At 35.5% G+C, this 21,049-nt stretch carries 14 protein-coding genes and 2 tRNA genes; 7 read left to right on the top strand and 9 right to left on the bottom strand.

Annotated elements, in window-relative coordinates; genetic code table 11:
• Positions 1-403: 403 nt before the first annotated feature.
• The 4 genes from Q361_RS11680 to Q361_RS11670 all read right to left on the bottom strand — a co-directional run bounded on the left by Q361_RS11680 (position 404) and on the right by Q361_RS11670 (position 10,841).
• Positions 404-607: a hypothetical protein gene (locus Q361_RS11680; RefSeq protein ID WP_103726914.1), complete on the bottom strand. Its 204-nt coding sequence runs from the start codon at positions 605-607 to the stop codon at positions 404-406.
• A 113-nt stretch (positions 608-720) separates the two neighbouring features.
• A complete protein-coding gene (locus tag Q361_RS11675) occupies positions 721-7,458 on the bottom strand; it encodes a fibronectin type III domain-containing protein (RefSeq protein ID WP_169929303.1) in 6,738 nt (2,245 codons plus the stop codon).
• A 520-nt stretch (positions 7,459-7,978) separates the two neighbouring features.
• A complete protein-coding gene (locus Q361_RS13650) occupies positions 7,979-8,206 on the bottom strand; it encodes a hypothetical protein (RefSeq protein WP_146047018.1) in 228 nt (75 codons plus the stop codon).
• 154 nt (positions 8,207-8,360) lie between these two features.
• Positions 8,361-10,841: a T9SS type A sorting domain-containing protein gene (locus Q361_RS11670; RefSeq protein WP_103726912.1), complete on the bottom strand. Its 2,481-nt coding sequence runs from the start codon at positions 10,839-10,841 to the stop codon at positions 8,361-8,363.
• Between the two features lie 148 nt (positions 10,842-10,989).
• Here Q361_RS11670 and Q361_RS13760 point away from each other — a divergent pair, with 148 nt between their 5' ends.
• On the top strand, positions 10,990-11,160 hold the full coding sequence (locus Q361_RS13760) for a hypothetical protein (RefSeq protein WP_211290379.1): 171 nt from the start codon (positions 10,990-10,992) through the stop codon (positions 11,158-11,160).
• Between the two features lie 205 nt (positions 11,161-11,365).
• On the opposite strand, the gene rpsT is transcribed toward Q361_RS13760, so the two are convergent.
• The 4 genes from rpsT to proS form a co-directional block, all read right to left on the bottom strand.
• Complete coding sequence (rpsT, locus tag Q361_RS11660; protein WP_103726910.1) at positions 11,366-11,617, bottom strand: 30S ribosomal protein S20; 252 nt, start codon at positions 11,615-11,617, stop codon at positions 11,366-11,368.
• Positions 11,618-11,767: 150 nt separating this feature from the next.
• Positions 11,768-11,839: transfer RNA gene (locus Q361_RS11655), tRNA-Glu, on the bottom strand.
• A 20-nt stretch (positions 11,840-11,859) separates the two neighbouring features.
• Positions 11,860-11,931 (bottom strand) — tRNA-Glu (locus Q361_RS11650).
• A gap of 82 nt (positions 11,932-12,013) precedes the next feature.
• On the bottom strand, positions 12,014-13,492 hold the full coding sequence (proS, locus tag Q361_RS11645; RefSeq protein ID WP_103726909.1) for a proline--tRNA ligase: 1,479 nt from the start codon (positions 13,490-13,492) through the stop codon (positions 12,014-12,016).
• A gap of 98 nt (positions 13,493-13,590) precedes the next feature.
• On the opposite strand from proS, the gene Q361_RS11640 reads away from it, so the two are divergent.
• The 4 genes from Q361_RS11640 (at position 13,591) to Q361_RS11625 (ending at position 18,386) form a co-directional block, all read left to right on the top strand.
• A complete protein-coding gene (locus Q361_RS11640; protein ID WP_103726908.1) occupies positions 13,591-14,604 on the top strand; it encodes a hypothetical protein in 1,014 nt (337 codons plus the stop codon).
• A 343-nt stretch (positions 14,605-14,947) separates the two neighbouring features.
• Positions 14,948-16,453, top strand: coding sequence for an OmpP1/FadL family transporter (locus tag Q361_RS11635; RefSeq protein ID WP_103726907.1), 1,506 nt, complete (start codon positions 14,948-14,950; stop codon positions 16,451-16,453).
• Between the two features lie 134 nt (positions 16,454-16,587).
• Positions 16,588-17,892: a 30S ribosomal protein S12 methylthiotransferase RimO gene (gene rimO / locus Q361_RS11630; RefSeq protein WP_103726906.1), complete on the top strand. Its 1,305-nt coding sequence runs from the start codon at positions 16,588-16,590 to the stop codon at positions 17,890-17,892.
• Between the two features lie 38 nt (positions 17,893-17,930).
• Positions 17,931-18,386: a hypothetical protein gene (locus Q361_RS11625; protein ID WP_103726905.1), complete on the top strand. Its 456-nt coding sequence runs from the start codon at positions 17,931-17,933 to the stop codon at positions 18,384-18,386.
• A 54-nt stretch (positions 18,387-18,440) separates the two neighbouring features.
• On the opposite strand, the gene Q361_RS11620 is transcribed toward Q361_RS11625, so the two are convergent.
• A complete protein-coding gene (locus Q361_RS11620; protein WP_103726904.1) occupies positions 18,441-18,845 on the bottom strand; it encodes a DUF1573 domain-containing protein in 405 nt (134 codons plus the stop codon).
• 161 nt (positions 18,846-19,006) lie between these two features.
• Between Q361_RS11620 and Q361_RS11615 the strand changes: the two genes are divergently transcribed.
• Positions 19,007-20,269, top strand: coding sequence for a sensor histidine kinase (locus tag Q361_RS11615; RefSeq protein ID WP_245874631.1), 1,263 nt, complete (start codon positions 19,007-19,009; stop codon positions 20,267-20,269).
• Between the two features lie 2 nt (positions 20,270-20,271).
• Complete coding sequence (locus Q361_RS11610) at positions 20,272-20,955, top strand: response regulator transcription factor (RefSeq protein ID WP_103726903.1); 684 nt, start codon at positions 20,272-20,274, stop codon at positions 20,953-20,955.
• Positions 20,956-21,049 lie beyond the last annotated feature (94 nt).

Raw genomic sequence — 21,049 nt, 5'->3', positions numbered from 1 at the left:
CGCTTGTCATGCCGAATTTAGTTCGGCATCTCAACAAAACGTAGATTCCGAAACGGGTTTGGAATGACAAAGGGTATCGTTTGAGATGCTGAAACGAGTTCAGCATGACAACAGTCGGTTGGATTGACAAACAGTATTGTGTAAGATGCTGAAACGAGTTCAGCATGACAAGATGAGTTCGGAATGACAACATCAAAGTAAAAAAAGTATCGCTTGTCATGCCGAATTTAGTTCGGCATCTCAATAAAACGAAGATTCCGAAACGGGTTTGGAATGACAAAGTATATCGTTTAAGATGCTGAAACGAGTTCAGCATGACAAGACGAATTCAGCATGAAAACATCAAAAAAGCTAGGACTTTTGATTTCTCAAAAGCCCTAGCTTTTCTTTAATGCTATGTTATTTATACGCTCTTTTTCTTTTGTAAAAATAGATAGCCCAACACAATACCTCCTGTAAGCATCAACGGAACATAATCCCCTATCGGTGCTTGACCTGGGTCTGTAGAGGTTGGATCGTCGGGGTTGTCGGTATCGGCTGCCATAGCAGGGATACTACTTCCTACTAGTAATAACAACCCTAAAACATATTTACGTAACTCTTTCATCTCTTGTATTCTTTTTTTTGTAAATGTAAGTACTTACTAGCCTATTTTCCAAATTTAATACTTCGTAATAATACTACTCTTTGTAAATAGGTACGTCCTTACTCTCTACCCTTTTAGTTCTTCACTATCAATTTAGTTTGGTATATTGTTTTTCCGTTTTCTACAATACGCACTACATACCAACTACTTGCCAACGATGCTGTATTGATACTGAACAAGTGAGAGCTATCTGTTGGTACTTTACTTTGTGCTACAATTTGACCTAATCCGTTTACAACTTCATAACTACAGTGGCTGTAATCACCCTCTGGTAGTTGTACTTGTACCATACCCGATGTTGCTGGGTTTGGATATAGTTTTAGTGAAGCACTTGTTGATGTATGTACGCCCAAAGCACTGTTTTGGAATACCACTTTAAAGCGGTCGCCTGTACTGGCTGTATTGCTCGTTACAGCAAATGGGTATTCTACTACGCTACCATCGAGCATGAGTGGGGTTTGTGTACCGGTAAACAAATCAATCAATGTGGCTTCTAGTGTCGTATCTGCAAAGTTTTCTGTGTTGATTTTTAATTTGTAATTCGCTGCGCTCGTGTTCCATACTCGCATATACAATTCGTCTTGGGCTTGTATTGGTGCATGATGCTCACTCGATAGTGTGGTATTATTGCGTACAAACGCTATGTTTTCGCTTCCGTTTGCCATTTTCTTTCCATCGCTATCATTAACATCATTGCTTGCTGTAGCGTAAATACCTACTATAGCACCATCGGCTCCTTTCCAGCCTTCGGTTGTTTCTTTGTACATACCTACTCTAAAAATAGATGCATCTACCGTAGCAGGTGTACTTGTATTTTGAGTTCTGCCAAATACATTGCTTACCGCTGTCGATTTTTTGCTCTCTATAAGACTAAAGCTTCCTGTAGTACCTGTAGTAGCTCGTACAAAAAATGCTTGACCACTTTGTATCGCTGTTGTATTGGTTGGATAACTGCCTGTAAGGCTTGTGTATTTATTCAACACATCGTCATACATATTGTAACCGCCTGTAGTACCTACGTTGGGATCCCAAACCCAAAAGTTTGTAATCAAGTTTGTACCGCCGTCTAGTAGTGTACTTGGGGTTAATGCACTTGCATAAGGGTTTCCTATTAAGGTGTGTTTGGTATCTATAATATTACTATAGTTTACAGTTCCTGTAATTAATTGCCCTGTTGCTTTTAGCGTGGTTGCTGTAGCTGCTGTATTCGTAGCTATATTGTTGCTTCCGTATGGCCCTGTTACAAATACCAAATACGCATTGTTTTTTGTACTATCAAAAAGGGTGCTCGTACTTGTATTGTTTACGCCTACCCAACCTGTAGCGGTATAATTTAATACCGAATAGTTAGGGCCTGTTTCTATATTGGTTCCGCTTGGCCCCCAAATACTTACTCCTGTACCGCTCACCGTACTTCCGTTGTTTTGCCATGTAGCATACAACGAACCATTACTGCCTTTAAGTGGCGCTGTAAGTGCGCGCCATGCTCGTTTAGCAGGAATATAGCGTTCTACTGTTACATTGGTTGCGCCGTTTAGTGTACCTGTTATTTCGGCTATAGTCGCTGTACCTGTCGCGTCAGATTGTAAGGTTACAGACTTGCCTCCAAAATCGGCTGTGCCCGCTAGGGTTAGTACTGAACTAGGTGACATCGTTAAACTACCCGTACCTGTAATACTCAATTGTTTACCAACAGGTAATGTAAAGTTCGTGTCTAATACTGGTGTCCCAATTGGGATTTCTATATTTCTTGAACCCGTAGGAACTGTGCCTGTAGTCCAATTGGTACCTGTACTCCAAGAGTTACTTGTAGTGCCTGTCCAGCGTATAGGTCCTACTGCTACTGTAGCAGTATTTGACAAAGTGGCTGTACACGTACCATTGGTTACCGATACTAATGTAAGTGTTTGAGAAGTAGTGGTATTTGTAACATCTACAGTTAGGGTAGAAGTACCTGCTGTAAGTGTTGTGGTTGCATTAGCACCTCCATTAATAGTATAGGTTACTACAGCATCTGTAGTACCGGTTATGGTAAATGTTGCTTCATTTGTATAGGTTTCTGGCCCATTGGTAGAAGCTATTGTGGCTGTAGGTAACGGATTGACTGTTAAAGTTGCTACATTTGAGGTTACATCACCACAATCGCCCACAATATATACGGTATAATTTGCTGCATCGGCAACCGTGGTAGAAGCAATGGTATAACTGCTATTTGTAGCTGTTGGTATTGGAGTACCATTTTTTCTCCACTCGTATAAATAACCTCCTGCAGAATTAGCCGCTACTACACTAAATGTAACCGACGAACCTGCACATACTGTTTGAGAAACAGGTTGTGTAGTAATGGACACATTGGGTTTTATAGTATAGCTCACCGTATCTGTTTTTGAACATGAGCCATTTGTAGCTGTGGCTGTATACGTTACATTTGCAGTGGGTTTGGCATATACTGTTGTAGCGTGTGAGCCTGTAGTATAGGCATAAGCTGGGGTACAAGCAACATTCGTATAAAGTTCAGTAGTAGGAGACCAAGTGATTTGTTGATAATCTCCTACAATTTTTACATTATCTATTGCCCACCAATAATCATAAGTATGCGAATATCTAAATCTAATTTTAACATTAGCATATCCTACATAAGCATTCAAATTTAATGTAACAAGACTAAAGCTTTGCATGTATGCATAAGTTGAGCTATCGTATGTAGAGCTTCCTATCGTTGATGTATAATCTGCCACGGCATTAGTCCAAGTAGAGCCTCCGTCTGTAGAAACATCGATATATGCATGATCGTTATTACCGGTAATAAAATTAGAATAAAAAGTTAGTGTAGCATTAGTAAAGCCTACAGTACTAAATACAGGCGACACCAAACGAGTAATATTTGCTGTTGTGGTGGATCCATATTGTGCATCACTATTGCTTAAATAAAACTGTGTATTATCATTACTATGAAAAATATAATCATCATATCCATCATAATAATCATATCCATCAGGAGTTAATGTCCAATTTGCATCAGATGGATAACCACCACCATTACCTGCATTATTTGTAGTCCATGAGTTGGTCGCTCCGTTAAAATCTTCGCTGAATATAACTACATTAGAAAGAACTCCTCCAGTAGCTGTAATGGTTTGAACACTACCCGAGCAAATGTCTGCATTAGTGTTGGTAACGTTTAAATCACTAGGGAATGCATTTACAGTAACTGTTACTGATTTGCTTGTGGTAGCACTTGTAGAAGTATCAGTACCCGTTACAATGTATGTTGTGGTAGACGATGGAGTTGCCGTTACTGTAGCTCCTGATGTTGTATTAAGCCCTGTACTTGGAGACCATGAATAGGTATAGGATGCAGAACTTGATGCTGTTAATGTTACTGATTCACCAGCACATAAGGTAGATGTTGAGGGTGTTACAACAATAGGAATTGGCGTAACCTCCAATTTGAAATCATCAAAACTTAAATAATAAGGTACAGAACTTGCATTTACTCTAATCGCAAAGTAATATACTCCAGTAGTAGATGGCACAAAAGATTGCTTAACTTGAGCATACGTTTTGGTCGTGGTAGTACTTGAAGTAACAAAACTTGTACCCAATTGCGTAGCTCCCGTAGATAATTGACTGCTATTAACAAAAACATCTCCTGTCCAACCTGAATAGGTATCACCTGCCCAGTAAAATGAAAAATCATAGCTTGCCCCTGCTGTCAAAGTAAATCCAGGTGTCCAAATATACTCATTGGTAGCACTATACGTTTCTCTTAAAAATTGAGCTCCTGTTCGAGCATCTGCATCACTTGTAGAATTTGCATTATTGGTAGTAGCCCAATCACCATTTTCTTTGAGCCAACAAGATGGAAACGAAGGTATTGTTGGGGTTTCAAAACCCTCTGTCCAAGGCAATGTGGTAATAGCATTACATACTGTTGTAAAATTACCCGATAGATAAGTGCTATCGCACGAACCATTGTTTGCTTTAATTCTGTAATAATAAGTAGTAGCTGCTGTTAATCCTGTTATGTTTTGAGTTACAGCTGTACCCATAGTAAATGGAGAACCTGTAATATGTGTAGTGTAACCCGAATCGGTATATACTTCTAATATATAATTTATAGTGCTTGCACCACCTCCTACAGCAGAGGCTGTCCATGATAGAGTTGCACTTGTTGTAGTTAATGCACTCACCACTGGAGCTGTTGGAGCTGCAGGGCAAGTTATAGCATAACCTGTAATACCTGCTGAATAGTAAGGATACCCCGAACAATTGTTCATACTATTTCTAGAAAAAACAAAATAATTGTGCTGAGTGTTGCTAATTCCTCCTGTAAGATTGTGTGAAGTAGCTGTTTGATTGCTAATCACACATTTATAATCAATACCTCCTATGTTGTAGGTAGTTCCTGCTGTATAAGTAGTTCCGTTAGAAAGAGTTGGCACTACTGTAGAAGTTGTTGATAAAAACACCATATAACCTGTTGGCGCAGGTGATGCTGCTGTAAAGCCTACCGTTAATGTTGTAGCTGTTACATTAGAAGTAACTACATTACTAGGTGCATTTGGAATAGAACAAGCAGAAACAAATGTACCGCCACTAACCCAAGTACTGGTATCGCCACTACCACAGTTGGCACGAACGTATACCGTATAAGAAATAGCTGGCGACAAACCTGTAGCATTTGCCGTTAGTACTCCCGAAGCAACACTACCCGAAGCCGCTAAGCCTGTAGCCCCAGACCCACCACCACCACTACTACGCACTTCCCAATCGTAACCACCTGTAGGGGCTGAAGGAGAAGCTGTCCAATTTATGGTAGCCGAAGCATCTGTTATAGAGGTAGTCGATGAAACTGAGGCAGGTACTTGACAAGAAGGAATGTTCTCTACTACAAAATTATCAAAACCTATATTGCAAAAATTACTTCCATAATTTGATGTTGCTTTTAGTCTAAATGTAATAGATTGAGAAACATAAGCTGTTAAATCTACAATTTTAGCCTCCCAAGCAGCTGAACTTGATGTATTAGATGCATTTGCAGTATAAGTAGTCAAATCTGTCCATGTTCCACCTCCATTAGTTGAAACCTGAAATACTAATGAATTTGTTCCGCTGGCAGATCCCATCCAAATATTGAATGTAGCTCTTTTTGGTGTTGCTCCTAAATCAAATGTGGGAAAATTAAAATAATAAGGATTATAAGTAGTTTGTGCATTAAAATAATTCATTCTCATAAATGCAGATCCTTCAGCAGGACTTCCAGCACCGTGAGACGAGTCGCTTGATACACTATCCCAATGTATCGAAGACCCTATTGAACCTTCTGAAGCAGAATAACAATTTGGAATAGTAGCTGCGGTATTAAATCCTTGTGAGTATGGAAAAGTATTTATTGATACACAAGCTGTGGTAAAATTACCTGTAAGGTAAGTACTATCACACGAACCATTACTAGCTTTTATCTTATAATAGTATGTAGATGCCGCACTTAATCCCGTTACATTTTGAGTTACGGCAGTTCCTGTATTAAATGGCGAACCGCTAATAGGTGTAGTATAGCCAGAATCGGTATAAACTTCTAGGCTATAATTAATAGTTCCTGCATTTCCTCCAGTAGCAGAAGCGGTCCAACTAATAGTTGCGCTACTCGATGTTATAGAAGTTGCGGTTGGAGCCGTGGGCGCAACCGCACATGTAGTTGCTGTTGCTGTTAGTGGTGAGGTAGTAAAATATTTTGGTCCGCCTGAACACCCTGTATTGTTATATGAAAATATTGTAAATGTATAAGCCGTATTGGAAGCAAGTGAGCTTGCTGTGAAAGAAATAGCACTACCAGCTTGAACAATTGTACCATTCCCTAGAGTTCCTCCTACAGAATACGTTGTGCCATCTACTGGATTGGTAGATAAAGCCCCAACACTCCTTACCACCAAATAACCCGAAGGGGCAGGAGAAGCCGCTGTAAAAGAACCTGCAACAGATGAAGAAGTAACCGAACTTGTTACTAAAGCCGTTGGTTGCGCTGTAGGTGCGGTACAAGGTGCTGGAGGTGACCAGTTAAAAGTTAATCCAGAAGCTGGTTTAATAGAACTACTATAAGTCGAAGATGCTGAATTGGAACCGCCTGCGCTTGTAGTTGCCCAGTTTGTTGTAGTGGTTCTATTATTATAATCTGTATTTGCTGAGCCTCTTAAACCTACTTGAACGGTAGATGAAGTAGTAGTTCCTGAATTAGAACCATAAACTATTTCGATAACATTTGTAGTTTCATAAAGTCTAATCTGAAAATTCATAGCATCTGTCTGCCAAGCAGATGAAGCCAATCGGTCAACACTAGACCATTGGCATACATAAACTCTATTTGGCAAAGTGCCTAAAACTTCTGATCTAACAATAGACCTAAGGTTTGCTCCAAATGCGGAAATTGCAAAGTTGGTCGACCCTAATGAAAGTGGTGTATATTGGGACGTAGAAGGAGCACTTCCTCCCAATACTAAAAAACCATTAGTTGTGGGTCTTGCAACGGTATACCCTGTACCATTGTAGGTGAATGTAAATGGTAGAGTAAAAGAATAATTATTATCATCTGTAGCAGAAGTATTGTGTGCAGTTCCTCCAGTAATAGCTGTATAGGTTCCATTACTTTGTGAAAAAGTATACGAAGCTACTTGTGCCCAACTAGTAGCGTTAAACAAAATTATAACAAACAATAAAAAACTCCAAAATATAGATACTTTGGTGTTAGCATTTTGTTTTAAAGCTACATGTGATGAAGCAATTAATTTTTGATAAGGTAAAATTCTTTTCATAAATACATCATTTTTTATCATTGTCTAGGTATAGCTCTAGGCTGTTTGTGTATATTACACATGTTTTGATAGTTACTAAAAAGCATAATATTTTAAATGAAAAATATACTTTTTTAGATACCTACTTCAAGATTGTATTCTTTAAAAAACAATCTATTAGTATTAACTCGCTAAAAATAAAAATATTTTGTTAATACGTTATGATAATGTAATTTTTTTAACAAATATAAATTGACAAGTATTTTTTTAATACGTGTCTCTACTCATTTAATAGTTCAATAAGTATTTTTGATTATTTGTTTAAAGATGTTGCTAAAGCCAAGTATTTATAGCATTCTATTCGACTAATTTTAGTAATTTATTTAAAAATAACAGCATGATACTAGCTTATGAATGAGATATATAAATGAAAACAAATTTTTGGATAAAACTGTCTTGTAGTAAAATTTTGTAATCTATATATTACAAAAAAAAGAGCTTTTGGTTTCCCAAAAGCTCTTTGTAAGTTAATTTTTTTATATTATACTCCTTTTACTTTTTGATTTCTCTTTAAAAAAGTATAACCTATAGCTAGGGCTCCCCATACCAATACTGGTGCATAATCGCCTATAGGTGCCTGCCCTGGATCTGTAGAGGTAGGGTCGTCTGGATTGTCTGTATCGTCTGCCATAGCTGGTGTTATACTTCCCAATACTAATAACAACCCTAAAACGTATTTGCGTAACTCTCTCATTTTATTGTATTTCATCTTTTTTCTGTTCTCTTTCTTTTCTTTTTCTTCTTTTTTTTGTAAAAGTAGCTACTTTCTGTTAAATTTCCCAAGCGCATACTACTTTATTGTTGTTGTATAAAACTTCTTTGAGTTTGGTAGGAGCTTTTTATTTTGCTCCAACCTACTCCTTTTAGTTCTTCACTATCAATTTGGTTTGGTATATTGCTTTTCCGTTTTCTACAATACGCACTACATACCAACTACTTGCCAACGATGCTGTATTGATACTGAACAAGTGAGAGCTATCTGTTGGTACTTTGCTTTGCGCTACAATTTGACCTAATCCGTTTACAACTTCATAACTACAGTGGCTGTAATCACCCTCTGGTAGTTGTACTTGTACCATACCCGATGTTGCTGGGTTTGGATATAGTTTTAGTGAAGCACTTGTTGATGTATGTACGCCCAAAGCACTGTTTTGGAATACTACTTTAAATCTATCGCCTGTACTAGCTGTATTGGTTGTTACTTCAAATGGGTATTCTACTACACTGCCGTTAAGTAAAAGATCGGTTTGTGTACCCAAAAACAAATCGTGTAACGTAGCTTGCATTGCTGTACTTTGGTAATTTTCGGTAGCAATAGAGAGCTTGTAATTTGCTACATTGGTATTCCATACTTTTACAAAAAACTCATCTTGATGTTGTGCAAAGGCATGGTGCTCACTCGATAACTGTACAGCATCGCGTACAAATGCAATATTTTCGGTACTGTTTTCCATTTTTGTACCATCGGCATCGTCTACGGCGTTGTTGGCTGCATCATAAAATACTGCCATAGCGCCGTCTGTACCTGTCCATAACGTATTTTCTTGTTTGTACAACCCTACTCTACATAACGCAACATTGGTATTGACAGCCGTTGTGGTTTGGTTTGTTTTACCAAAAAGATTACTCACTGTGGTTGTTTTTTTACTTTCTGTTAAGGTAAAACTACCCACTCCGCTTGAATTGGCTTTCACAAAAAACGCTTGACCACTCTGTATAGCAGGGTTTGAAGTATAACTCCCTGAGGTGGTGTTGGCGTAATTTCCCGCTACAATATCATACATATTGTACCCACCTGTGGTACCCAAATTTGGATCCCAAACCCAAACATAGTTTAGCATATTGGAAGCACTCGTAGTAAACATTTGAGCAGGGCTTATTGGACTTGCATAAGGATTACCTAGCAACGTATGTTTGGTATTGATAATATTTGAATAACTTACATTACCTGTAATTAATTGTCCTGTTGCTTGTAAAGTTGTTGCACTAGCCCCCGAAGTAATGTTGTTGGTTCCATAAGCACCTGTAACAAAAACGAGATACGCATTGTTTTTTGTACTATCAAACAAGTTGGTGGTAGCTGTATTGCTTACCCCAGACCAACCTGTAGCCGTATAATTTAACACCGAATAATTTGGGCCTGTTGCTATATTGGTTCCGCTTGGCCCCCAAATGGTAACTCCTCTATCAGCTAACGTAGAACCATTGTTTTGCCATGTAGCATAAAGCGAACCCGAACTTCCTTTTAAAGGCGCAGTGAGTGCACGCCACGCTCTTTTGGCGGGTATGTAGCGCTCTACTGTAACGTTTCCAGATATGGTACCGCCTACTGGTGCTACGCGTGCTGTATTGCTCGCTGTAGAAACCAATATTACATTATTGTTGGTTGTAAAAGTACCCGAAGAAACGGTAAGCACATCGGTAAGTTTTACAACACCAGAACCCGAAATTGTACCGCCTGTAGTTTCTATAGTACCCACAGTAAGCGTTACTCCAGAGTCTACCGTAATTGTACCGCCATTTAACGTAATTTTATTTAACGTTTGATTACTGCTTACTCGTAATGTAGCACCCGAAGCAATAACAACATTGTTGGCAGAAGGCAACGTATTCCCTCCTGTTCTATTAAGTTGTAACGTGCCATTGTCTAAATATGTTGTTCCTGTATAGGTGTTTTGCGAGGTTAATATTGTAGTAACATTAGCATTCTTAGTTGCTATACCTCCTGAACCTGAAACCACTCCTTGTATAGTTAAAATTCTGCCAGAGCTGCCTTTTACATCTATATAATTTGTCTTTACATCGATTGACGCCATAGTAAGATTGCCAGAAGCTGGATTAATTTCTATTGTATTGTTTAATTCTATATGAAGATTAAAAACATGATTGGCTGTAGAAAGATTGTTTAAATAAGGATTACCATTATTGGCATTGAAAATAAGTTTGTTTGACGCTACAGCCGTTAAAGTACGAATATTGGTGGCTCCTGCATTGAAGGTAATACTTTTTACGTTGAAATCGCCAACATTTAAGTTCATAGACTCAATATTATTACCATTAAAAAAAAGATTATGAGAACCATAACAATCAGGTCTTTTTCTAAAACCTCCCCAATCTTGATAATACCATTGGCCGTCACCAGAAGCGTCGCAAGATGAGCCCCATTCCCATTTCCCATCAGAAGGGCCATCTGTTCTCCAAATTACTGTGGTTTGAGCATACGAAACTTGTAACGCTGATAATACTACCAAACAAATAATGGATAATGAACCAACGAAACGAAAAGGATTTTTAAAGCTTATACTTGATTTTTTCTTTATACAAAACTGCGTAAATATTTCCATAATGTTATTATTTAGTAATTTAACTGTAAAATTAACAAAAAAATAACTGCAATTTCCTTAAAATAAAAACTACAACGTTTTCGTGTTTATAAGTTTTAAAAATCAATAGCAATGGCAATGGCAAAAATCAATAGCAATAGCAATGGCAATGGCAAAAATCAATAGCAAAAGCAATGGCAATGGCAATGGCAAAAGTAATATCAATGGCAATGGCAAAAGTAATAGCAATGGTAAGAAGCAATTACAATGGCAATGGCAAAAGTCAATTTCAATAGCAATAGCAAAAGTCAATTTCAATAGCAATGGTAAAAGTCAATAGCAATATCAATAGCAATGGCAATAGCAATGACAAAAGTCAATATCAATGGAAAATAGGAATAGGTAATTAATAAATTGAGAAAAGTGAGGTGTAGCACTTGTCATACTATCGTATTCCTGTAGATAAACGAGAGGAAACCAAAAATTTTTACCATAAAAAAAAGCTTCTCAAAATGAGAAGCCTTTGTGTATTTTGCGTTGAAGAATTATAACTTAGCAACGTGTTTTGTTAATTTAGATTTTAAATTGGAAGCTTTATTATCATGGATAATATTCTTCTTAGCCAATTTGTCAATCATAGAGATAACAGAACCTAATTTTGCAGATGCATCATTTTTGTCGGTAGCCATTCTTAATGCTTTAATGGCATTACGAGTGGTTTTGTGTTGGTATCTGTTAAGAACTCTTCTTTTTTCGTTACTTCTTATTCTTTTTAAAGCTGACTTATGATTTGCCATTGTTTTGTAATTTAATTGTAATAAAAATTTATTTAGTTAAAAAAGAAAAACCTCCCACAATTAGTACTAATCACTTTGGTTTTAACTAATAAAATAAAAACTTGAGACACTAAATTTTTATTTTATAAAACTATTTTACAACTAATTTTGTAGCCCGTAAGGGAATCGAACCCTTCTTACCAGGATGAAAACCTGGCGTCCTAACCGATAGACGAACGGGCCATTTGACCAGTTTTGTTTTGTAGCCCGTAAGGGAATCGAACCCTTCTTACCAGGATGAAAACCTGGCGTCCTAACCGATAGACGAACGGGCCTTTAGTGTTACCTAAATTGCGGTTGCAAAAATACAACTATTTTTCAATCTAACAAGTACACTGCAATTTTTTTTTATTTTTTTTAGTATGCCTTTGCAAAAAGCACTCTTCCCGCCGAAGGTTTGCCAGAAAATACACATATTCCCTGCTCTTCTTCTCGATCTAAAGGAATGCAACGAATTGTTGCTTTGGTAAGTTCTTTAATTTTTTCTTCGGTTTCTGGTGTACCATCCCAATGGGCTGAAACAAAGCCTGTTTTTGTTTCAAGCACATCTTTAAATTCTTCAAAGTTTTCTACTTTGGTAATATGGTTGTTTCGATACTCTAAGGCTCGTGCAAACAAATCGTTTTGAATAGTAAGCAACAACGATTGGATATACTCAAACGCAGCTTCTTGCGCCACGACCTCTTTTGTTAGATTGTCTCTTCGGGCAATTTCTAGCGTACCATTTTCCAAATCTTTAGGGCCTATAGCAATACGTACCGGCACTCCTTTTAGTTCGTATTCATTAAACTTAAATCCTGGAGAAAGTGTATCGCGCGTATCAAATTTTACAGAAATACCTGTTGCTTTTAAACTATCTAATAATGGGTTAATAGCGTTTGAGATTTCTTCTAGTTGTGTTTCGTTTCTAAATATAGGTACAACCACCACTTGAATAGGCGCCAAATTTGGAGGTAATACTAAGCCATTGTCGTCTGAATGCGTCATAACCAACGCTCCCATCAATCGGGTAGATACACCCCAAGAAGTTCCCCACACATGTTCTTGCTTGCCTTCTTTGTTTGCAAATTTTACATCAAAGGCTTTGGCAAAGTTTTGCCCCAAAAAGTGCGACGTGCCTGCTTGCAAAGCCTTACCGTCTTGCATTAAAGCCTCTATACAGTAGGTTTCTTCTGCACCTGCAAAACGCTCGTTTGCCGATTTCACCCCTTTGATAACAGGAATAGCCATAAAGTTTTGAACAAAATCTGCATACACATTCATCATTTTTTCTGTTTCTTCCAAAGCTTCTACTCTTGTTGCATGAGCCGTGTGCCCTTCTTGCCATAAAAATTCTGCCGTACGCAAAAACAATCTTGTACGCATTTCCCAACGCACAACATTAGCCCATTGATTTATCAATAAAGGTAAATCTCTATACGATTGTACCCAATTTTTATAGGTGCTCCAAATAATAGCTTCGCTTGTAGGGCGCACAATAAGCTCTTCCTCTAGTTTAGCATTGGGATCTACAATAAGTTTTCCTTTATTATTGTCGTCTGTTTTTAATCTATAATGGGTAACTATAGCACATTCTTTGGCAAATCCTTCGGCGTTTTTTTCTTCTGCTTCAAACATGCTTTTGGGCACAAAAAGAGGAAAATAAGCATTGGAATGCCCTGTTTCTTTAAACATTCTATCCAACTCACGTTGCATTTTTTCCCAAATAGCATAACCATAGGGCTTAATAACCATACAACCACGCACACCAGAATTTTCAGCCAAGTCGGCTTTTACCACAAGTTCATTATACCATTTGGAATAATCTTCGGCTCTTTTTGTTAAGTTTTTGCTCATAATATTTTTTGGCACAAAAATTGTTTAACTTATTTTAACTAAATAGTTTGGCAAAACTAACTATTTTTGTATTGTCCAACAATAAAATTTCAATTGTTATGAAAACAAATTATACACTTTTTTGGAGAACGCCTCTACTTATTGTAGCAGGTGCTTTGTCCGTGTTGGTTACTTCTTGTGGTAGCTATAAAAATTCATCGTATTATGATAATGATGGTATTTATGGCGACACAGACAAAAAGCAAGCTGAAAATGCATCTTACCAAAACACCGATTATTATAAAAATTACTTTTCGGGATTGAACAAAGAAAACGACAATCAAATTTTTACCGATGTAAACAGTTATTCTTCTCAAGACAGTACCAAAACAACTACATATACCAATTATAACGGTAATGCGGGCTGGGGTTCTAGCGCAAGCAATGTTACTGTAAATTATTATGGTAACTATTGGGGCGGCGGTTACTGGAACAACTACTGGGGTCACAACTGGGGTTGGAATTACCCGTATTATTCATATTGGGGACCTACTTGGGGTTGGGGTTATAACAACTACTGGTATGGTTCGTATTATGGAGGTTGGTCTCCATATTGGGGTGGCTATTATGGCTACTATAGCCCTTATTATTACGGATATTACAATTCTTACTATGGTAATTACTACGGTCATAATTACGCCTATGCTTATGGCAGAAGAAATTCTAGAAATGAATATACTACAATAGGTAACGCAGGAAGAAATGGTGTTTATTCTAATAGAGGTAGTATGAATAGTGCACCTAGAAGCACTCAGGGAACAAGAACTTTTACCCCAAGAACTTCTGTAGATGGCACTAGAAATTACGAAAGCCCAAGAAGCACTACTCCTCGTAGTTACGATAATAATAGTACACCTCGTAGCTATGACACTCCAAGAAGTACTACGCCGAGAAGTTACGATAGTCCAAGAAGTTACGAATCACCACGTAGTTACGACACACCACGTTCAAACAGCACTCCAAGAAGTTATGAGCCTTCACGCTCGTATTCACCAAGTTCTGGTGGAGGATTCTCTGGCGGAGGCGGAGGCGGTGGAAGAAGCAGCGGAGGCGGAGGCGGTGGTCGTAGATAATCTATAACACCTACACTACTAGATTCTACCATTTACTATTTTAATAATCACTCTAAACATACCCTGTGTGTTATTTAAGAGTATTCGTTTAGTGTGCTTACAATAAATTTACTTAACTAATGTGTTTAGTATCAATAGCTTTTTACGCATAAATACTTTTTTGTAATTACTTTTAGTAAAAAGTTGTTGAAAACAAATACTAAGTGAATAAAGTAACATCTATAACTTTAAAAAACAACAATATACTTATGAAATCGCCATTAAAAACAAGTTTGCATAAGCAAACACCTATGATTAAAAAGGTGATACCATATGTTACCGCTAAAAAATAAAATTTAAACATATGAAAAAGATATATATACTGGCTTTAAGTTTGGCAGGATTATACCAAGTTAATGCCCAAAACGTAGACGATGCTTTGCGTTATTCTATAAACGATGTTCAAGGTACTGCTCGTTTTAAAGCTATGAGTGGCGCATTTGGGGCTTTGGGAGGTGACTTGTCTGCAATAAGTGTGAATCCTGCTGGATCTTCTGTATTTAACAACAATCAACTTGGGTTTTCGCTTAGTAATTTTAACACCCAAAACAACAGTACTTATTTTGGAACTCAAGCCAAAGATTCTGAAAACAAATTTAGCCTTAATCAAGCAGGTGCAGTATTTGTATATGAAAATCGTTACAAAAAAAGCGATTGGAAAAAGTTTTCTTTCGCACTAAATTATGACAATGTAAGAGACTTAAACAACGCTGTTACATCTACAGGAACCAACCCAACAAAATCTATTGGCAGCTATTTCTATGATTATTCTTATGGCATTCCCTTGAATACAGCCAATGGGAACAATTATGATTATGGAGATATGTATTATGATGAACAACAAACTTATTTGGGGTATCAATCTTACATACTCGATTATGGTACTAACGATTATATAAATAACATTTCTACACAAGGTAATTACTACCAAAACAATAGAGTATATTCTACTGGGTATAACGGTAAATTGGCTTTCAATTTTTCTACACAATATACTGATAAATGGTACTTTGGTATCAACTTAAACAGTCATTTTGTAGATTATAGACAATCGTCTAATTTCTTCGAATCGAACAATAACCCGAAATATGCTTCAGGTTCTACCGTAGATCGAGTACGTTTTTATAATGATTTATACACCTATGGCTCAGGATTTTCATTTCAACTTGGTACAATATTTAAACCTTCCAAAGAAGTTCGTATAGGCTTTACTTACGATTCTCCAACTTGGTTTAAACTTTATGACGAACTTACCCAAAGCATTGCTACCTCTGGTTACGGGTTAAATAATGCACAAGACAACAGTATTTATGGTTCTGTAACAGTAAACCCAAACACTACTATGATTTATGAACCTTATAAATTAAAAACACCTCAAAAATTAACAGGAAGCTTGGCTTATGTTTTTGGCAAACAAGGTTTACTAAGTGTTGATTATTCATTAAAAGATTATTGCTCAACAAAGTACAACCCACATAATGATTTTACTCGTGAAAATAATTTTATGAGAGATAATTTAAGAGTAGCAAACGAATTTCGTGTAGGCGGAGAGTATAAAATAAAAATGCTAAGCCTTCGCGCTGGATATCGTTTTGAACAAAGTCCTTATAAAGATGGTAAAACTATGGGTGATTTAACAGGATATTCTGGAGGTATTGGTTACAACTTTGGCTCTACAAAACTAGATGTAGCGTATTCATTTGCAAAAAGAGATTACTACAGCCAATTTTTTAATGTAGGACTTACAGATGCTTCAAAAATAAGCATGAAAAACAACAATGTAACACTCAGTGTTCTATTTGAATTATAATTATTAGCATACTAATACCTAGAAAAAGCTATTTACCCCTTGGTAAGTAGCTTTTTTTTTAATGGGTTTATGCTCGCAAAAAAGTAAACTGCCAAAAAAATGACTTACTTTTGCATCCTCAAAAAAATACTGAAATGAGAACAAAATCTATAAAACAAAATAAAATAAATGTAATAACCTTGGGCTGTTCTAAAAATGTTTACGACAGCGAAGTACTTATGGGGCAGCTAAAAGCAAACGGCAAAGAAGTAGTACATGAAAAAGAAGGAAATATTATTGTAATAAATACTTGCGGTTTTATAGATAATGCCAAAGAAGAATCTGTAAATACTATTTTGGAATATGTAGAAAAAAAAGAACAAGGCTTAGTAGATAAAATATTTGTTACCGGTTGCTTATCTGAGCGATACAAACCCGATTTGCAAAAAGAAATTCCCGATGTAGATCAATATTTTGGCACGACAGAATTGCCTTCGTTGCTAAAAGCTCTTGGTGCAGACTACAAACATGAACTTATTGGCGAACGCATTACCACTACTCCAAAAAATTATGCCTATTTAAAAATAGCCGAAGGTTGTGATAGGCCATGTAGCTTTTGCGCCATTCCTCTTATGCGCGGAAAACACGTATCGCAACCTATAGAAAATTTAGTTATCGAGGCCAAAAAACTAGCACAAAATGGAGTTAAAGAACTAATTTTGATAGCACAAGATTTAACCTATTACGGATTAGATTTATATAAAAAAAGAAATCTAGCCGAACTACTAGAAAATTTGGTACAAGTAGAAGGTATAGAATGGATAAGACTACATTATGCTTTTCCTACAGGTTTTCCTATGGATGTTTTGGAACTCATGAAACGTGAGCCTAAAATATGTAATTACTTAGATATACCGCTACAACACATTTCAGATTCTATTTTAAAATCTATGAAACGTGGCACAACCTACCAAAAAACAACGCAACTCATAAACGATTTTAGAGCCTTAGTTCCAGAAATGGCAATTCGCACCACACTTATTGTTGGTTATCCGGGCGAAACCGAAGAAGATTTTAACATATTAAAAGATTGGGTTACTAAAATGCGTTTTGAAAGATTGGGCTGTTTTACCTATTCGCACGAAGAAAACACTACTGCATTTGAACTCGAAGACAACGTACCACAAGAGGTAAAGCAAGCAAGAGCTAATGAAATTATGGAAATTCAAGCGCAAATTTCATGGGAACTCAATCAAGAAAAAATAGGACATATTTACAAATGTATTATCGATAGAAAAGAAGGTAATTATTTTATCGGACGCACAGAATATGATAGCCCAGATGTAGACAATGAAGTTCTTATTGATGCTACAAAATATTACTTAAAAACAGGTAGTTTTGTAGATGTAAAAATTACTGAAGCTACAGAATTTGACTTATATGCTCAACCAATAGAATAATTTTGTACTTTTATTCCAATTATTTTCAAAACTTTACAATGAAAACAATACATAAATTAATAGTTTGTTTTTTGCTATTTGCTACATACCAAACTTCGCAAGCGCAATATGGATATGGTAGATATGGAAGAGGTTATGGAGCCAACTATCCTACTACTCCAAATAAGTCAAACGAATTATCTGAAAAAGAAAAAGAGAAACGTGTAGAGGAATCTGTAGAAAAATTAAAAACAAGTTTAGAACTAGACGATTTACAAACTTTTGCCGTAAAGAACGACTTAACTGCACATGCAAAAAATGTAGAAAAGGTCATCAAAAATGAAAGTATTTCTAATGAAGATAAATCTAAAGAAATACAAAACTTGAATGACAAACTAGAAAAGTCAATTTTAAGCTATTTAAATCCAAAGCAAAAGGAAAAGTATAACATACTCAAAGAAGAACTAACTTCTGAAAAGAAATCTGAAAAAAAGAAAAAGAAAAAAGAAGATTAACAAAAAATGCCTCCTATAATAGGAGGCATTTTGTTTATGTTTTCATAGTAATTATTAGATAACTGTACCCTTAAACATTAATAAGTTTTGAGTATCACTATCTGAAGTTACTACAGTTACTGTTTTGGTAAAAGAACCTTTGTTTGCAGCATTATAAGTTGCTTTTATAAAACCCGAAGCTCCTGGAGCAATAGCTTCTTTTGTATAATCTGCAGCCGTACAACCACAAGAAGGTTGTACTTTGGTTATGGTAATAGCTTTTAAACCCGTATTTTTAAATTCAAAAACAATTTCTTTGGGTACATTTTGAGGTATTTCGCCCAAATCAATATTCTCGGCTTTCCACACTAAAGTAGATGGCATAACCTTTACAGATTGTGCTGATGAAATTTTAGGCTCTACCTTAAACGACATGAAAGCCAACGTAAAAGATAAAAGTGAAATTTTTACTATTTTCATAATTAATATTTTAAAATTAGATGATATACTTTTTACTACATACAAATGTAAAATTAATTATTTTTATTGTTGTTAATTGGCTTCAAATGTTTGTTAATGACGTGTTAATGGCTCATAAAACAACTATTTTTAATTAACTTTGGGTAAAATAAACGAAATAAGTGTATAAACTTAAAAACTTTAAAACCATAATCATTATTGGTCTTACAGCCATAATAAGCATCTTAATTGTACAATTATTATGGACAAAACAAGCCTATAATCTTGAAGAGAAAAAATTCTCTCAAAAAGTGCATATTGCTTTATTAGAAGTAGCAAAAAAATTATATGAAGGTATCAATCATGATTTTCCTACAGATACGCCTGTAAAAAAAATTGCAAACGATTATTATGTAGTTAATATTGATAACGATTTTCAGCCCGAAATACTAGAGCACTATTTAAAAACAGAATTTTCAAGATTTAACATCAATACCGATTTTGAATATGCTATGTATAATTGCCAAAGTGATGAAATGGTATATGGCGATTATATTTCGGTTACCAATGAAAAACCAAGTAAAATAAATGTTCATTTTCCTAAACATAAAAATTTAGTCTATTATTTTGCCATTCGTTTCCCAAATGAAACCTCTTATTTGTTTGCCTCATTGCGCTTTTGGTTTGTTTTAAGTTTTGCTTTAGTACTTATACTTCTTATTTATGTGTATTCTATTTACACTATTATACAGCAAAAAAAATACTCAGAACTACAAAGAGATTTTATAAACAATATGACTCACGAGTTTAAAACACCTCTTTCATCAATACTTCTCGCTTCAAATTATCTGCAAAAAAATGAAAAAATAGGTACAGATGATAAACTAAATAACTACACAAAAATTATTATCAATCAAACAAAAAAGCTAAATAATCATATTGAAAAAATATTAGATATTGCGAAAACTGATGATGATATAATGAAATTGGACAAGAAAAAAATAAATGCGCATCAATTAATATCTGATGTTATAGAAGATATACAAATTAAAAACGAAGCTGTAACTATAAAAAATAATATTGCTCATAATATAGAAATATTAGCCGATGAGTTTCACTTTACAAATATTCTTTACAATCTAATTGATAATTCAATAAAATATTGCAACCAAATACCCATTATTGAAATCTCTTCGCATGAAGAAAAAAACAGCATTATTTTTGAGTGTAAAGACAACGGTATTGGAGTACCAAATACCAATTTACAAGAAATATTCGACAAATTTTATAGAGTACCTAATATTGAAAATAACAAACAAATAACAGGCTTTGGGCTAGGTTTATTTTATGTAAAAAAGATATGCGATAAGCACCAATGGAAAATTAGCGCAAAAAACAATACTCCAACAGGTTTAATTATTAGTCTAATGATATCTAAAAAATAAAAATGTCAAAAAATAAAATATTATACGCAGAAGACGACGAAACCATTGCATTTCTCACCCAAGATTACTTGCAACAATATTATGATGTAACGCATTGTTACAACGGAAAAGAAGCCTACAACTTATTCAAAGAACACACCTTTGATTTGTGTATATTTGATATTATGATGCCAGAAATGGATGGTTTTCAATTAGCAGAATCAATACGAAAGATAAATTCTGAAATCCCAATTATATTCTTATCAGCAAAAACATTGAAAGAAGATAGAATCATGGGACTAAAAATTGGAGCCGATGATTATTTAGTTAAGCCGTTTAGTATAGAAGAATTATTTTTAAAAATTGAAATATTTCTTAAAAGATCAAAAAAATCAATACAACAAACAAATACTTATCAAGTTGGTAGTTTTAAATTTGATTTTGAAAACTATTCATTATCGAATGGAGAATTAGAATTTCTACTCACACAAAGAGAAGCCGAATTGTTAAAATTTTTTATTGAACATAAAAATCAAGTCGTAAAACGAGAAGCTATACTTAAAGCCTTATGGGGAGACGACGATTATTTTTTAGGCCGTAGCTTAGACGTCTTCATATCTCGTTTACGTAAAATAGTATGTATAGATGAGCATATCCAAATCGAAAATCTTCACGGCATAGGCTTTCGCTTTACGGTAAAGGATTAATTTTATAGAGTTTTTATAAGAAGTAATTCTCAATACGCTGTTACTTAAAACAAAAAACCCTTGAAGTAAGTCTTAAAGGATTGAATACAAAGGC

Source organism: Flavobacterium croceum DSM 17960, from assembly GCF_002917885.1.
GTDB lineage: Bacteria > Bacteroidota > Bacteroidia > Flavobacteriales > Flavobacteriaceae > Flavobacterium > Flavobacterium croceum.
This window is presented reverse-complemented; position numbering and strand designations above follow the sequence as displayed.

Coding starts and splice junctions, on each gene's coding strand:
- Q361_RS11680 (WP_103726914.1), bottom strand. CDS start 607: ATGAAAGAGTTACGTAAATATGTTTTAGGGTTGTTATTACTAGTAGGA.
- Q361_RS11675 (WP_169929303.1), bottom strand. CDS start 7,458: ATGAAAAGAATTTTACCTTATCAAAAATTAATTGCTTCATCACATGTA.
- Q361_RS13650 (WP_146047018.1), bottom strand. CDS start 8,206: ATGAAATACAATAAAATGAGAGAGTTACGCAAATACGTTTTAGGGTTG.
- Q361_RS11670 (WP_103726912.1), bottom strand. CDS start 10,841: ATGGAAATATTTACGCAGTTTTGTATAAAGAAAAAATCAAGTATAAGC.
- Q361_RS13760 (WP_211290379.1), top strand. CDS start 10,990: ATGGCAAAAATCAATAGCAAAAGCAATGGCAATGGCAATGGCAAAAGT.
- rpsT (WP_103726910.1), bottom strand. CDS start 11,617: ATGGCAAATCATAAGTCAGCTTTAAAAAGAATAAGAAGTAACGAAAAA.
- proS (WP_103726909.1), bottom strand. CDS start 13,492: ATGAGCAAAAACTTAACAAAAAGAGCCGAAGATTATTCCAAATGGTAT.
- Q361_RS11640 (WP_103726908.1), top strand. CDS start 13,591: ATGAAAACAAATTATACACTTTTTTGGAGAACGCCTCTACTTATTGTA.
- Q361_RS11635 (WP_103726907.1), top strand. CDS start 14,948: ATGAAAAAGATATATATACTGGCTTTAAGTTTGGCAGGATTATACCAA.
- rimO (WP_103726906.1), top strand. CDS start 16,588: ATGAGAACAAAATCTATAAAACAAAATAAAATAAATGTAATAACCTTG.
- Q361_RS11625 (WP_103726905.1), top strand. CDS start 17,931: ATGAAAACAATACATAAATTAATAGTTTGTTTTTTGCTATTTGCTACA.
- Q361_RS11620 (WP_103726904.1), bottom strand. CDS start 18,845: ATGAAAATAGTAAAAATTTCACTTTTATCTTTTACGTTGGCTTTCATG.
- Q361_RS11610 (WP_103726903.1), top strand. CDS start 20,272: ATGTCAAAAAATAAAATATTATACGCAGAAGACGACGAAACCATTGCA.